Below are 16,030 nucleotides of genomic sequence, written 5' to 3' on the forward strand. Positions count from 1 at the left end.
AGCAGCTATACCACGATAATTTCAAAATATTATGTCAAGTGAAAAGGTAATCAATAAGCCTTGATTTGATCCCAATGGCCATTTTTTAGTAAAGCTTTACATAACCCTTAGCTATGCATAACCCAGGTTATGTAAAGCTTTACATAAAATTGGACGAAAATCATTTTTATTCGCCGGATCGCACCAGGCAGCAGAAATGACAGCTGCCATGTACTCATTTATGGCAACATGTAAGAAAAATGGCGTTGATGAGCAACAGTGGCTAACAGACGTATTCCAAAGAATCCAATCCCACAAGCACAAAGACCTCTATCAACTGCTTCCAAACAACTGGAGCAAGTTCCGTAATAAAAATAGTTAATCTACCTGCCGAAAAGCTCAATTACACAATATGGGTTCGTCGGACGCATACTTTTATCAAATATTAATCCGGCCTCTAACGCATCCTAGCTCGGGTCAACGCTATCAAATCACAGGATGTATCGTCCTGAATTTACTTCTCCAGCAGGCGTGCCATAGTTGTCTTTGAATACAATAAGATATGGTAAAATATAAACAGACAACATTAGGCTTTGGGATATTTCTCTCCGAAAGAATATGAAGAACTTTTAAACAGACAAAGATTGCGGCTTTACTTTTTACTCTTATTCTAGCAAATGCGTTGTCTTAAATATTTAAGCAAAGGAACCTCTACATATTTTGTTACCAGGTAGGCAGAAAAAATTACTAATGTAGTAGTCAATAAAATTGCTGAATAAATATTTATATACTTAAATTCTATGAGCATATGGATTATTCCATAACCAATATACTGATGTAATAGATACAGAGTGTATGAAATATGTCCTAAAAAAATGAGGCTTGACCTAAGAAGAAATTTTAACCTGTTTCTTATCATCAAAGCGAAAATAATGTGGAATAATACAATAATTATATTATGCTGGAGATGCGAAATAATATACATTGACATTCCTCCCTTATCATGAAGATAAAAAGCAGAAAGTATTGAATATAACATGAACACTATTTTTTTCGCTGACAGTCCGTTATTTCTTATTTCACAGAAAAGTATTCCGGAAAAAAAAAGCGGGAAATGGTTGGTAATGGGAATTTTAGTTTGTGTGAATGTATATACTGATGGATAAAATTCTTTAAAGTAGTGGTAGAATAAGAATAATGTTAAAGTTAATAATCCGAAATCGACAATTTGATGAATCTTCTTCATAAGGAAAACACCAACGATCCAACTATAAAAAAGAAGCTCCACCAATAACGTCCAGTAGGACCCGTCAAGATTTTCGATTCCAAAATAATTCGGCACCATTGTGAAATTTACCAATACATCTTTAAGTCTGAAATTAGGACGTTCAAAAAAGAATATGTAAAGGGAGGTAAGTGAAACACATACCCAATATGTCGGGTAAAGTCTGGAAAAACGGCGAATAATATATTCTTTTACGTCGACCATACTTTGAATACTTAATAAAGAAACAAAACCGCTGATCATGAAAAATATGTCAACACCGGTAACTCCGAAGCTAAATTCTACAATCGGTGAAAGTTTGGATTGCTTGTACGTGTAGTGAAATAGGAGGACGCTAATGGCTGCTAGCCCTCTCAAAGAATCTATTTCTAAAACTCTTGATGCATGGACAATATATTTATCCCTAGTGATAGGGTGCGATAGAGGTGACATGTACAACTAGATATTTGATGTTGGAGATCAATAAGATAATGTTTTATTCAAATTTCATAATTAAGGTAAATTCGAAATTCAATAGTTTTAAGATTGGAAATAACTACACGATGGGACTGACAAATTAACCGTTGGCAGATCGTAGATATTATTATAGTCACCGCAATTAGGTGCAATTGTGTAATATAATCGTCTATCAAGTAAGTTGTTAAGTTGAAATTAAGGTTGATTTACTTTTTGTACCTTCTGGCGCCGGCTGAAACCCTATTTTGTACTTCAATTGGTTTATCGGTGATTCAAAAAGAATCCACGAAGCTGAAGAAAGCATTATCAGAATAAATAGGGAGGTAACCTTTGCAGAACTGTCAGAAAGAGTTAAACTGATTGAGAAAAATCTGTTGATAGTTTTTACCAAGAAAGGCATCAGTACAGCTGGTACTAGCATATGGTAAATGTAGATCCCATAACTTATTTTACCAATATACTGCAGTACTAAATTATTCAGGATTGTTCCGATCAAATATTTAAATCCTTTCCCAGTAGTCGCTCTTACTACAAAATATAAACAAAATATTGACATCGAACTTTTGAAAAAGATCAACTTAAAAAATGAAACGCTATCTTCCAAGCTAAAAAATACGAATAATATTCCCATGGGAATCACTAATATAGAGATAGCAGTTAAAAATTCAGTATTAGATCTTTTGTAAAAAAGTGATAATGCCCATAATGCGCCAAATGCAAAAGAGTCGAGGCTAGATGGCATTAATACTCCTTCGTGTAGATTTAAAGAAGAAAAAAATATCCTAAACCCAAAAGCTGATATAATAAAACCCCATACAAGGAATCCCAAATACTTTTTTGGAGTAATAAGGATCGGCAAGGGCCAAAAGATGTAAAATTGTTCCTCAACCGCAAGTGACCAGTAAGGGGAGAGAAGGTCAGACCAATTATGTAATTTTTCAATTAAAACATTGGAAGCATAAAATATATAAAAAAAAGGATATGAGTAAAACTGGGTATCGATTTTTGGAATATAGGTACTAAACTGCGCAATCCATACAACTAATAGTACCAGATAATACAGCGGAAATATGCGTAACAGTCGTTTGAATATAAACTTTCTATAAATAGTCCAAAAACCATTGGTCTTTAGAGCAATTCTACTTTTTAATAGATTGGTTGTAATCAAAAAGCCACTCAGGACAAAGAACATCGTAACGCCCAGTGGCCCAGTTGCGATAATATTAATACCCTTATTTTCTGGGAACCAGTGAAAGAATATTACCAAAGCAACTGATATGGCTCTAAGGCTATCTAACTGTTGAAAATAATAATCTCGATTTTGCATCATATATGTCGGTGTCAAGATTGCACATTGGGTACTGTGGCCGAGAGGGTTACTCAATTGAAGCTCACTTCACTTTAATTAAGGGAACTCAATTATCCGAAGGCTTATGAATAGTCATTAAATGTTGGAGTTTTACAATATTGGTTACATTTAACTTTCTAAACACATTATTTTTTATAGTGCTGATTGTTGATGTTGATCTATTCAGCTTTTTGGCGATTTCCCCTGTTTTAAAACCATTTATGAGGAAAGTTGCTATTTCAAATTCCCTTTTTGAGAGACGGATGAAAACATGATTACTTCTAAGTTCTTTATTTTTTAGCCATATTTGATGTAAATCGTGACAATCCTGTGGGAAGAAGTATGTCTTCCCAAGCAGTATACTGCGAATACATTCGGCCAAGGAAATTTCATTACTATTTTGCGGTATAATGCCCGAAACCTCTGCCAAAAAGAAGGGAATGACTGTAGGGCCAAATCTAGTATCCAAAAAAATAATTATCGGAACCTGCGGAAATCTTCTTTTTACATTATACACTAGATGTATGTCATCAATCAGAATACTTTTGGTTGTACCCAAAATAATTAAGTCAGGTTGTGCAAACTTAATAAAATCTAAATTGGATAATTTTAACGAAAAATGAAGGATGGCATTACCAAAATGCTTTTTTAAAAACTGTCGAAATCCGATTGCGAGAATGGGACTTGTATCCAATAATAATATTTCAGGCATGTCAAACTATTTATGAAGTGGTTAGTTAGATCTTTTGGGTTGCGGCCTTTCACAGACAAATCTTTTGAGAAGACTGTAAAGTCACAGTTATTATTCTTATTTCAGCTCAAATAACCTGGTTACTTATGGACCAATCAAATTCTTTTAATCAATACCAACCTTGAATACCTTTTAAGGACGAAGGACTATCATTATTATACGTTCGCGTATAAAATTTTTAAAAGCTTAAGTCAGTAACTGAATTCAAAGTAACACGACTAAAAAAACTCTATTTGATTAAGGATTTGAAATAACGAATTGCCAAATTCTATCTGCGATAAACGGGTACCGGTTATATTAATGTTGAATCTGGCAAAAGGCCACCAAAAAAGAAAATTTTCTATTTTGGTAATCCTAACAATTTTGCGCGAAGCCGAAAAGCTATTGCAACATAATCGTTGTCATAGTTGCCGCGCGAAATTAGATAGCGAGAAAGTAATGTTTTTGCTATTAGATCCGCCACTTCTTAAAAAGGGATCAGTTAGCGTCATTACTGTCTTGGGAAATTGAGAAATACCAGAAAGTTTCAATTTTTTTTTTTCATTTTTAAAGATTGAATTAGCATTTATCAATCTCTCTGGCACAACATAATGATGCTCACTAGGAGTAGAATTAAATTTAAGTAGAAACAAAACAGTCCTTAAAGGGAGAATGGCGGCAGCCATTGAAGGTCTGGCAAAGTTTATATAAAAATATGCAGGTATTTTAGCAGACCCATTTAAATAGTCAAATTTGTAATTTTTTTTACGCAATTCCATGCACAAAAAAAACTTTGGCCAAAGCCTAGTATATTCACTATCCATAAGTTTTAAATAACGTTGAGTAGAATCTTTTTAGTAAGTAAATTTTTGAATTCCAGTTAAAATATTGAGATCCACTTGCCTTATTTAACAAACCGGCCTTTGGGGGAAACCTTAATTCTATAGACTGACTTACTTCATCAAACATATATAATAACTTTCAAAAATACAACTAATATAAAATAAATTGTAACATAATGAACTGTTGCTCAGTACGATATGGATAATTGAATATAATTTCTTGAAATAAGTTTATTACTGTTTGGTGACTCAATAATTCAGGTATTATTGAATCTGTGCTGTAAAAAATATGATGAAGTTGCAATGGGCTAAAATAAAAATAACCTTCTATATCTGGTTGTGCTGATCGACTGAAACCAAAATGATCCGGGTATTAGTTATGCGTTAAAAATAGCCGGAGAGTGCTCATTTTTTGATTTCTTCTTACTGGTCTTTGAAAAGGTTTCCATCAACTTTTAACTAGTTTTATTTTCTTGATATCTTTACCAGGCTAATACGTGGTTTCCTTTAATTGAAACCTGAAAAAGAGGTTCTTAAAGGTATTTCTAATTTGTATACGTAAGTATGCTTGTTTTTTTAGTCCTGTGAATTTAATTTCATAAATATTGCCGGCGGCCTATTAATAGACAATCTGCATGGAGGTCTGGACATTTATCTTCGTTAAGCTTTCAAGTTAGTGTATTTCAAAAGCCATTCAAGCGAAGACTAATCCTTAATGTTAGTTTATGCCGTACTTATTAAAACGGTCACGAGGATTGTTTTCGTGACCGTTTGATATTGATTTTTATTTAAAATTAAATCAATTTTTTGATGCAAGCCTCCAAACTCTCTCGCCAATAGGGAATTTGAATTCCAAAAGTAGATTTTATTTTATTTTTATCCATGACAGAGTATGCCGGTCTTACCGCTCTGGTAACATATTCGGATGTTTTAACCGGGTTTACTTTTACAATCGTGTTGCTGAGGTCAAAAATACTTTTGGCAAAGTCAAACCAGGATGTTACGCCTTCGTTGCTGTAATGGTATATGCCATATGCATTGCTGCCCGACCCAATAATATCGAAGATAGCTTGTGCTAAATCAACCGCATAGGTCGGGGAGCCGGTCTGATCTACAATTACTCCTAACTGTTCGCGTTCATTTCCTAAACGAAGCATTGTTTTTACAAAGTTATTCCCATATTCGGAATATAACCAGCTGGTACGCAGGATAAAGTATTTTTCTAGGACATTAGAAATGGCCGCTTCTCCTTCCAGCTTTGTAAGCCCATAGACGTTCTCCGGTTTTGCCGGGTCTGTTTCGGATAATATTTTGGGCACATTGCCTCCAAATACAAAATCAGTAGAAACATGAATTAGTGTAGCGTCGTACAGGAGGCAAGCCTTTGCAATGTTTTCAGCTCCGTCTCTGTTTACTTTACGACAAATTTCAATGTCATCTTCCGCTTTGTCAACTGCGGTATAGGCAGCGCAGTTAATGACGAATTCAGGTTTTTCTTTTATGAATAATAAATCTAAAAGATTTAGATCAAGTATATTACCCTCTTGTTCCGATGGGAAGGAAATATCTTGATTGCCATTTTCTTCAGCAACCTTTCTAAGGCAATTACCTAATTGTCCGGAAGCTCCCAGTACGAGTATTTTCATTTTGGTTGAATTGTTAATAGGATAAAGATACGGTGAATAAACTGAGGAAGTAAAATAAGATCCGGACAAAACGACATTTTGCTCCGGTATCTTGGCCGACACTATTCACCTGAACAGTCACAAATACGACGTCCAGCAAGTTCAATTTTAAAAAGTTAAAACTTCGTTAGGGATTTTTCTTATTAACAGATTTTCCTTCCTCAGCCGAAACAACTTAAATGAATGAGTTATTACGCAAGAGATAATTTAGATAATTTTTTCCAATCGCAGGACCAATATACAACTGCAGGGTTGGAAATTCAGGGATACTTATTCCGGAATATCCGTGCAGGCTTGTAATAAAAGGGCTTGAAAACAATTTTTGACCTGCTGGCGACTTCTTAAATGAAAATCAAGTTTGCCGGGATCTATAAGCCCGGCTCTTCATTAATCAAATTTAAATCATTTCCCTTTTTGCCGGTCAAAAAAACTCTGCTTGTAAAAGGTAGGAGACTAAGCACAGCGGTACTAGTATAGAATACTGTCAGAGACCATTTTTATCTTGCCCAAGTTGCTGGTGAGAAACGTCACTGCCAGTGGCCGTACAATGGGAAAAATATTTCCTCTGTAAGTCAAGATATTGTTGTTTACCTTAATCTTAAAGTCCATGTGGTCATCGTGTGCGGAATTGATATTGAGCGTTCTGATAACATTGGCTGTTTACTACGGCTTCACCAGAATATAGCTCATCACCTGGCTAAGCTTTATGGCGTTATCAATGTTCAATTTCTTAAAAATTTTGACCTTTGCCTGAGATACCGTTTGCTGGGATAGTCCCAATTGCCTGGCTATTTCGGCTTGCTTTTTAAATTGGGATAAAAGTTTAGCTATCTCATATTCTCTGGCTGTGAGTAAAAAACCAGTGTCTTGAAATGCCAGCATCTCATCTTTTGACATAAGATTTTTAATGTCAAGCGGTAAATTGCCCTCCACAGCCAGCTTTACGTAACTAATAATTCTGGAAGGATCATTATGCTTGAATTGAAAACCGCTCGCGCCTGCTTTTAAATAATGTGTTATAATCTTTTCATTAACTCCTTCCACCAGAAGGAGAATAGGAGCATCTTGATATTGGGTTCTTAGTGCACCAAGATCCTTAATGATATTTTGGTGTGCATTATCAACGTTAATACCAAGAAATATTAGCGGAGTTTTAAGTATAATATTGCTTCGAAGATGTTCTGTTACACTTGAAGCTTCATAAAATTCAATTTCGCCATTTATTTCTTTTAGCATCAGTTTCATTCCTAGCCGGACCACTGTATGAGGGTCTATCATTAAAATGACCATTTATCTTTTTATCTGACGGTGAGAGGTTATGTAGGAAGCTAGTATTGGTAAGCGGAGGGCTGAATATTATAAAAACTGATCAAGTAGAATATATTCAGGTTATCGCAATTATTGAAAAATGAGTCAAAAAAGCCTGATTTTAACTCTTTATCTTTCGAGAGTTTAAATCAGGCCTTAATTTAAAATAACCCTGGTTTATACAATTACATAAGGTCATTGACCTCTCCCAAGAACCATAACCTGTACAGTACGGAAAATAAGTTGTAAATCGTTTAGCAGGCTGTAAGACTTTAGATACTGAAGGTCATACCGAAGGCGTTCCACATTTTTAGCGACAGTATCTGCATATCCCACATTAATCTGTCCAATCGAAGTAATGCCTGGCTTTACGGTAAGGAGTCGTTGAAAGTCATGCGGCGCAGCCTCCATTAACATATCTACATCATATTTGTATAGTGGTCTGGGGCCTACTACTGACATTTCTCCCTTGATCACATTTAAAAATTGAGGCAGTTCATCCAGACGGGACTTTCTAAGAATTCGTCCTATTGGTGTAATTCTTGGGTCATTGTCACCCTGAGAATGCTGAAGGCCCATCTTGTGTGCATCTACATGCATACTGCGGAACTTGTATATTTCAAAAATTTCTCCCCATTGACCAGAACGTTTTTGCTTGAAAAATACAGGACCTGGTGAGCTAATTTTTATAGCGATCCACACAAAGAAAAATATTGGTGCCCCAAGTATCATGACCGTGGTAGAGAATAATAAATCAAATACACGTTTGACCGTTTGTTCATTAAAGCTTGAGAATGGCTTTGTATTGACCTGAATGATCGGATACATGTCATGATATTCGATTGTGGCCATGTTAGTCATAAAACCTCTGAAGTCGGGAACAAGCCGGATTTGTGTTTTTTGGCGTTCGCCAATCTTTATGACTTCCCTTACCTGGTCGTCATTCATCTCCGAAAGGCAGCAGTATAGATAATCCAGTTTTTTGTCTTTTATCAGCGTTTCTATGTAACTAACCTCACCTTTATGATCATTAATATCAATCATCCCAAAATAACGATAACCAAGCTCTTTGCGCTCACCATAAAATTCACGAATAAGCGATGCAAGATCACCCTTACCCACAATGGCATATTTATTATAATTATAGCCCGCTTTCCTGTACGTTTTTAGTGCTGTAACAGACAACGCCTTTGCAATGCTGGATAGCGACACAAACATTACATAACTGGCAAGAAACTGAATACGGGAAAAATCCTCTCCTTTTTTACTAAGATAAAGATAGGTAGTCATTATTGCGGCATGGACCAGCACAGCTTTTATAAAGTTCCCTAATTGCGTGTAAAAATGATAGGAAAGCCTGGTGAAGGCATAAGTTTTAAAAACATGAATAGTCAGGATCCAAACCAAATTTGCTAACAACATCAGGTTCATATACTGACTCTCTGGGAAGTTCAGTGCGTCATCAAACCTGAAAGCGTAGGCAAGTAAAAACGAAAGGTTGAAAAAAAATACATCTGCCCACAGATGAATTTTGGTCAGGAGACCAGAATAGTGATTCCTCATAGTTTTCAAAAATTATATAACGTTGAGTAAAATAACAATAATTACAAGAGTAGTTGTTGAACTAGCTAAACCTCAATTGAAAAATCGCATTTACCTTAGTATGAAATATCTAAGAACATTAAAGATCTTGATGAGATATAGCATAACAATTTTAAGACAAAAATCTGAATATTCCAAATATCGAAAAAGGTGGATAATGTGTAATTGGCTATTTTTCAATTAATTAATCTTAGATTATTTAAAAAGTTAAAATATTTTCTCAATATTCTCCTAAAACTAATTCGTTTTATTTAAATGAAAATTAGGTATATTTTAATGAAGGTAAATTAAAAATTTTACAAATAGATTAAAAATTCGTAGAATTATTTCTACGAAGTTGCTGGTTGACATTCTTAATCAAATTGGCGTAAAAATTAAATTACTTCATAGCTAATTTAAATCATGTAGAATTTTATTGTCGTGTGCCATTTGGTTTTGTAGTTTTTGATTAAAATTAGTTTTAATTATTTGTAGAAATAATTCTAGTTTTGGATTTTCTTTTTAGTTTTGTAACTGAAGTTAATTTGCAGTTTGTGTAGGCTTTCCAATGTGGATATCTCATCCTCTCTATCTGATTTCATTCAACTACTAACCCAATATAATTTGCTACGTCTGATTATGGCCTTATTAGACACTTATTTTGCCCCATTAACGGAAAAAACAGCGGCACATTTGCTAAGAAGGGCCACGTTTGGTCCTACACGCCAGGAGATTTTAGATATAACAGGGATGACTGCTACACAAGCAGTTGACTTATTAGTGAGTAATGCAAGCTTTCGCGCTTCTCCACCGCCTCCGGTTGAATTGGACGAAACTCTCCCGGATGCGGGTCAGCCATTTTTAAGTAAGCCATTTGAAAGCGGTAAAAATCCATCGCGCTATAATTATATTCAATATTGGTGGATAGGATTAATGACTGAACAATTCAACCGACCCTCTGTGTTGGAGAAGCTCACGGCATTTTGGCAGAATCATTTTGTAGTCACCATGGCTGTGGTGGGAGATTACCGATTTATGGACCAATATCTGCGGTTCCTAAGAAGCAACGCACTGGGTAATTTTCGCAACCTAGTAACTGGGATAACAAAGGATCCCGGAATGTTGATCTTTCAGAATGGAAACGAAAATAACAAAGAGCTTCCGAACGAAAATTATGGCCGGGAATTACAGGAGCTTTTTACTGTTGGACAAAAGGACTTTTACGGGACTTATAATTACACCGAACAGGATGTAAAGGCGGCTGCGGAAGTCCTCACCGGCTGGCAGGCAACCAACAGGGCAAAAGAAGGATCAACTTCGTTCGGTACAATCTTTAATCCGGACCGGCACAATTCCGGCAATAAAGTCTTTTCATCCAAATATAACAATACTACTATTACAGGACGTACGGGTACGGAGGCAGGAGAGGCGGAATTAAGTAGTCTCGTGAGTATGCTTTTGTCTCATCCAGAGACACCAAAATTTATCTGCCGAAAGCTGTATCGCTGGTACGTTAATCCGGAGGTTACCCAAGAAGTAGAGGATCAGGTTATCATCCCACTGGCGAACCTTTTTTCCAGTACGGCTAATAATTTCAACATTACTCCGGTGCTTAAAAAACTGCTGACCAGTAACATTTTTTTTGATAATGCCACTATTGGTGCGATCATCAAATCGCCTGCTGAACTGATGATCGGGACGATCAGGCTCTTTAACCAGCCTGTGCCGGATGTTACCACGGAGTTTGTTGCTTTTCGCAAAATGATTAACTTCCTAAGTTACAGCATGAACAATCTGCAGCTCAATTTTCTGAACCAGCCTTCGGTTTTCGGATCGCTGCCCTACTTTCAGACAGGTTATTCCAAAAACTGGATCAATGGCACTACGTTGGGCGTACGAGGTTCAACAACGGATGTAATTGTCAATCAATCTCTGGAAGTTAAACCTGGTTATAAACTGGGAATAGATATATTAGCGATCCTCTCGGCTATCCAGCCCAATTTTGCGGACGTTACCGGAACGCCGGCCATTACATGTGAACAGGTTCTGGAAGAATTTTCAAAAAATTTGTATGCAACTGATTTGCTCCAAACGCAAAAGGACTTTCTGATCGACAAAATCATGATGATGAACAGCAGCCCCAGAACGACCTGGATACGGGAGTGGGATGCGTATCGTGCAGCTACTGCCGATGCGGCTAAACAAGGTACCATCCTTTGGCGCTGTCGGGCCATGTTACGGCAAATGTTGAGAATGGCTGAATACCAGATTTTTTAATCGGCTACCCTGATGAAAAGAAGAGAATTTTTGGCGGCCGCTTCTGCGACTATGCTGCCCGTAATGCTAAATGGCTTTGGTGTTAAATCCATTGCAGCAGAGTCTGCCCTGGTGCGTTCATTAAGACAAACCGCTGCAGCAAACGGAGATCGTATTCTCGTGATCGTTTATCTGGGAGGTGGTAACGATGGTCTCAATACGGTCATTCCGCTAGATCATTATGCCAAGTATAACGAGCTTCGGACCAATATCGCCATCCCCGAAGGCCAGGTGCTCCGCTTATCAGGTACCACGGAACTGGGTCTTCATCCGGTTATGACGGGCTTACGCGCTTTGTATGATGAAGGAAAACTGGCGATTATCAATTCAGTATCCTATCCCAATCCTGATCTGTCACATTACCGATCGACAGATATCTGGATGACGGGTGTGGATACTACGCAATATGCAAGGTCAGGTTGGGCCGGGCGATATCTGAATGATCGTTACCAAGGTTATCCGCAGAATTATCCAAATCCGCAAATGGAAGATCCGCTGGCTGTTCAAATCGGACAAATCAGTACGACTACCCTGCTGGGCAATGAACAGTCTATGGGAATAACCCTGCAGGACCCCAACAGCTTTTATCAGCTGATTGGAGAGCCCAATACTTCTGATGACAGAGTTCCCTGCTGTTATGCCGGTGACCTGATTTCTTTTGTAAGGCAACAACAGGTACTCACGGTAGGTTATGCGGCGGAAATCAAGACAGCTGCGGACGCGGGGACCAATCTGGCTGCCTATCCTGATGCTGCTTTAAAAAATGAACTTGCAGAACAATTAAAAATCGTAGCCCGTTTGATTCACGGTGGGCTTCGCTCCAAAATATACTACGTTGAACTGGGTGGCTTTGATACACATTCCGGCCAGGTAGGAACCAGCAATAACGAGGGGGTTCATGCGCAGCTTCTAAAAAAAGTATCTGATGCTATTGCCGCCTTCCAGCAGGATCTGAAATTACAGGGAACAGAGGATAAGGTTTTGGGTATGACTTTCTCCGACTTTGGCCGGCGGGCCAATTCCAATGCCTCCAAAGGAACGGATCACGGGGTGGGGGCACCAATGTTTGTTTTTGGTACTGGTATCAAACGGCAGCTGATCGGCACCAGCCCTAATCTGGACACCGGCTTATTGCCGATATCGCCCCAGTCCTGGGATACCAACCGGGATATCAAAATGCAGATCGATTTCCGGCGGGTCTATGCGGACGTATTGAACGACTGGTTTGGAGCAGCGGGTTCAAAAACAGATCAGGTACTTTTTAGAAATTTTAAAACCACCTCTCTTTTTTCTGATGTCATACAAAGTGTTTCCTCTGGTTCCTGGATCAACCCGGAAGTATGGTCTAACGGTCGTGTGCCTGTTTCATCTGCTATGGTAAGGATTAATTCGGGCCATACTATCTCTGTGGGACAAAACATTTTTGCAAAGGAAGTAAAGGTAGAGGCAGGAGGGAAGCTACAGTTTCTGGGAGATTACAGTGTGAATATTTCCGGTTGATCAACGCCCGGTTATTGCGATAAAGTTAGATATCAAATTTACCACAGTTAACAGTATTGCAATGGCATCAAAATTTACCAGAATACTTTTTTTTCTGCTGATCAGCTTCACATCCATCATGAGCTATGGACAGCAAAAAGGAATCATAAAAACTGAACGGAACGCACCTTTTGGTATTGTTAGTTTTTCGGCAGATTCGGAGCTTACGGGTATTGGTGATACCAAGCATGTGGATGGTTATGTGGAACGAGCTGGTACCTGGCAACAACTATTTCCCGTGGGTAATAAAGGATCTTACAGGCCTTTTGCTTCTGAGGTTGGCAGCGTTGTCGGCGCTTACTTCAAGGAAAATCCGGAATCCGCAACACTTCCTTCGGGGGGACCTTTCCGGATATCTATAAAAGAAACCTCCATTACCAAAGTCAGTGATCAGGAGTTCTGGGACATTAATGGCAATTCTGCTACCAAATTGTCTCTGACCTGGAATGCGGCAAGTAATATCTCAGCACTTACAGGTGGTAACCTGGCCTTATTAACTATTGTGGGATGGAACTCATCGAACGCCAGATGGGAAAAAATAACATCGGCTGTCGATGAAATTAGTGTTTTGGGAAATTCTAGTTCGTTGGGGTTTGGATCCATAACTACTATTCAGCAGATTGTTCCCAACACCTACTCTGTATTTTCTTTCGCAAGTTTGGTTGGAAGTGTTACAGCTCCCAGTTACGTGGGAAAGTTCGAAGTAGCTTCCTGCTCTGAAATCAGAGGGTGGATATGGGATAAAAGTTATCCGGACAGACCTCTAACCATTGAATTGATGGAAGGTAACAAAGTCATAGCTATGGTTAATGCAAATATTCACAGGAAAGATCTGCTCGATAGTGGAATTGGTACTGGTAATTATGGATTTAGTTTTTCTTCCCCTAGCTACCTCATTGATGGCCAATCTCATAACCTTAGCATAAGAATTAGAAATACTAATTACTATTTGGAGGGAGCTCCCAAAATTCTCAACTGTAATTTCGCAGGCGATATAGAAAAAGCAGATTGCAATATGATTAAAGGTTGGGCCTGGAATAAAAATAATCCAAATGAAAACCTTGAGTTAGAATTTGTCGAAAATGATAGTGTTTTCTTCTCGCTCAAAGCGGATCAATTTAGGAGTGATTTAAAAAATAATGGTATTGGCACTGGCTACTACGGGTTTTCAATACCGTTGCCTGTAAAGCTCAAAGATGGTAAAGTACATCAGTTTTCCGCAAGAATTAAAGATGTAAATTATATTCTTTCTAATTCTATTCAAACCGTAACGTGTATGCCTTCATTATATTCTGGAAGACTGGAAACAGTCGGTTGTAACACGATCAATGGTTGGGCTTGGGATAAAAACTATCCTAATTCAACAATTACAATAGAATTAATAGAGGGTAATTCTAAATTTGCAACCACAACTGCCAGCTCGTACCGTGGAGATTTAGAAAGCAATGGTATTGGTACGGGATATTACGGTTTTAGTTTTGCATTTCCTTCGGGCTTAAAAGATGGGAAGTCGCACCAGTTGAGTGTCCGGGTTCAGGGGAGCACTGTCCTTTTGCCGGATTCACCAAAGACAATTACCTGTGCGGCCAACGATTATGCTGGCAGTTTTGAATGGGTCGATTGTAACAGGGTCAGCGGTTGGGCCTGGGACAAGAATTTTCCTGGTAATGCCGTCACCGTAGAATTGTTCGAAGGGAGCACTGTATACGCGACCGCACCAGCAAATAGTTACCGTGAGGATTTAAAGCTGAATGGAACAGGAACTGGGAATTATGGTTTCAGTTTTATATTACCTTCGAGCTTGAAAGATGGGAAGTCGCACCAGCTCAGTGTCAGAGTACAAGGCAGTACCTCTTTATTACAAAACTCTCCTAGGTCATTACAGTGTTCAGTTAATGATTACTCTGGGAACTTCAATGGAGTGGATTGTGATATTGTCAGAGGTTGGGCATGGGATAAGAACTCACCTAATAATGCTGTAACCGTAGAACTTGTTGAAGGCAGTACTGTATATGCAACAGCAGTCGCAAATAGTTATCAGGAAGCACTTAAGGATGCGGGCATAGGCACAGGGAACTATGGTTTCAATTTTGCGCTTCCCGCCAGTTTGAAGGATGGGAAGTCGCATCAGTTAAGCATCAGGGTACAGGGTAGTACGGTCGTACTGTCAAGTTCACCAAGAACGATAAGTTGTGTTTCAAATTTGTATTCCGGTCGTTTTGAGCAGGCAAGCTGTAATACGATTAGTGGCTGGGCTTGGGATATGAATTCTCCTGGCTCAGCACTTACCGTCGAATTGGTAGAGGGCAATGTTGTTTATGCCAGTGCAACTGCGAATAGTTACCGTTCGGATCTTAAGAGTACTGTACGCACGGGATATTACGGTTTTAGTTTTGCACTTCCTTCGGGCTTAAAAGATGGGAAGTCGCACCAGTTGAGTGTCCGGGTTCAGGGGAGCACTATCCTTTTGCCGGATTCGCCCAGATCAATAATTTGCTTTGCATCAGCAGCCAGGATGTCAGCAGCAGAAAGCACTGCAAGTTTTAATTCAGAAACTAAGCTAAGTAGAGATATGATAGTGTTTCCGAACCCAGCAAGCAATAATTTAAATGTTAGCTTTAGTTTGAATACTGGTCAATCTGCTACTTTAAGGTTAAGAAATATTTTTGGACAGATAGTTTTACAGGAATCAATGATAGGTAGTGGACTGAGGCAGGAGCAAAAAATTGATTTAAGTCAAACACCTGTTGGTGTATATGTTCTTCAACTAAGTGTAGCAAAGGAGATAGGGAGTAAAGTAATTGTTGTGGTAAAGTAAAGGTTAACGGATATTCTGTATCCGGCCTACCAACTACATCTTTGTTAACTGTTGAATATTGTTAAAGTTTTGCGGGTACAGATCGGGGATGTTTTTATGTTTAATTGTCGAGATGTTTAGCAGAGTGTTTTTTAGCCAATTGT

11 protein-coding genes are annotated in these 16,030 nt (G+C 38.2%); 4 read left to right on the forward strand and 7 right to left on the reverse strand.

The annotated features are described in order from the left end of the window. The first annotated feature begins 220 nt into the window (after nucleotides 1-220). Nucleotides 221-361, forward strand: coding sequence for a transposase domain-containing protein (locus IEE83_RS32555; protein WP_379992912.1), 141 nt, complete (start codon nucleotides 221-223; stop codon nucleotides 359-361). Between the two features lie 288 nt (nucleotides 362-649). Here IEE83_RS32555 and IEE83_RS33700 read toward each other — a convergent pair whose 3' ends face one another. From IEE83_RS33700 to IEE83_RS32590, 7 genes are all read right to left on the reverse strand, one after another. Then, nucleotides 650-1,696: an acyltransferase family protein gene (locus tag IEE83_RS33700; RefSeq protein WP_194124937.1), complete on the reverse strand. Its 1,047-nt coding sequence runs from the start codon at nucleotides 1,694-1,696 to the stop codon at nucleotides 650-652. A 208-nt stretch (nucleotides 1,697-1,904) separates the two neighbouring features. Next, nucleotides 1,905-3,050 (reverse strand): acyltransferase family protein, encoded by a 1,146-nt coding sequence (locus tag IEE83_RS32565; RefSeq protein ID WP_194124938.1) that lies wholly within the window; start codon nucleotides 3,048-3,050, stop codon nucleotides 1,905-1,907. An 85-nt stretch (nucleotides 3,051-3,135) separates the two neighbouring features. Continuing rightward, complete coding sequence (locus tag IEE83_RS32570; protein WP_194124939.1) at nucleotides 3,136-3,780, reverse strand: response regulator transcription factor; 645 nt, start codon at nucleotides 3,778-3,780, stop codon at nucleotides 3,136-3,138. Nucleotides 3,781-4,220: 440 nt separating this feature from the next. After that, complete coding sequence (locus IEE83_RS32575; RefSeq protein WP_228102196.1) at nucleotides 4,221-4,622, reverse strand: hypothetical protein; 402 nt, start codon at nucleotides 4,620-4,622, stop codon at nucleotides 4,221-4,223. Nucleotides 4,623-5,434: 812 nt separating this feature from the next. Further along, nucleotides 5,435-6,286 carry a dTDP-4-dehydrorhamnose reductase gene (gene rfbD, locus IEE83_RS32580; protein ID WP_194124941.1) on the reverse strand — a complete coding sequence of 284 codons (852 nt, stop codon included), beginning with the start codon at nucleotides 6,284-6,286 and terminating at the stop codon, nucleotides 5,435-5,437. A 702-nt stretch (nucleotides 6,287-6,988) separates the two neighbouring features. Further along, on the reverse strand, nucleotides 6,989-7,561 hold the full coding sequence (locus tag IEE83_RS32585; RefSeq protein ID WP_194124942.1) for a LuxR C-terminal-related transcriptional regulator: 573 nt from the start codon (nucleotides 7,559-7,561) through the stop codon (nucleotides 6,989-6,991). Nucleotides 7,562-7,828: 267 nt separating this feature from the next. Further along, nucleotides 7,829-9,196 carry a sugar transferase gene (locus IEE83_RS32590; RefSeq protein WP_194124943.1) on the reverse strand — a complete coding sequence of 456 codons (1,368 nt, stop codon included), beginning with the start codon at nucleotides 9,194-9,196 and terminating at the stop codon, nucleotides 7,829-7,831. Between the two features lie 657 nt (nucleotides 9,197-9,853). Between IEE83_RS32590 and IEE83_RS32595 the strand changes: the two genes are divergently transcribed. From IEE83_RS32595 to IEE83_RS32605, 3 genes are all read left to right on the forward strand, one after another. Further along, nucleotides 9,854-11,491 carry a DUF1800 domain-containing protein gene (locus IEE83_RS32595; RefSeq protein ID WP_194124944.1) on the forward strand — a complete coding sequence of 546 codons (1,638 nt, stop codon included), beginning with the start codon at nucleotides 9,854-9,856 and terminating at the stop codon, nucleotides 11,489-11,491. 12 nt (nucleotides 11,492-11,503) lie between these two features. Next, entirely contained in the window at nucleotides 11,504-13,030 is a 1,527-nt protein-coding gene (locus tag IEE83_RS32600; protein ID WP_194124945.1) for a DUF1501 domain-containing protein, read from the forward strand. 61 nt (nucleotides 13,031-13,091) lie between these two features. Continuing rightward, nucleotides 13,092-15,887, forward strand: coding sequence for a T9SS type A sorting domain-containing protein (locus tag IEE83_RS32605; RefSeq protein ID WP_194124946.1), 2,796 nt, complete (start codon nucleotides 13,092-13,094; stop codon nucleotides 15,885-15,887). The last annotated feature ends 143 nt before the right edge of the window (nucleotides 15,888-16,030 follow it).

It is taken from the genome of Dyadobacter subterraneus, from assembly GCF_015221875.1.
In the GTDB taxonomy this organism is placed as follows: Bacteria; Bacteroidota; Bacteroidia; order Cytophagales; family Spirosomataceae; genus Dyadobacter; species Dyadobacter subterraneus.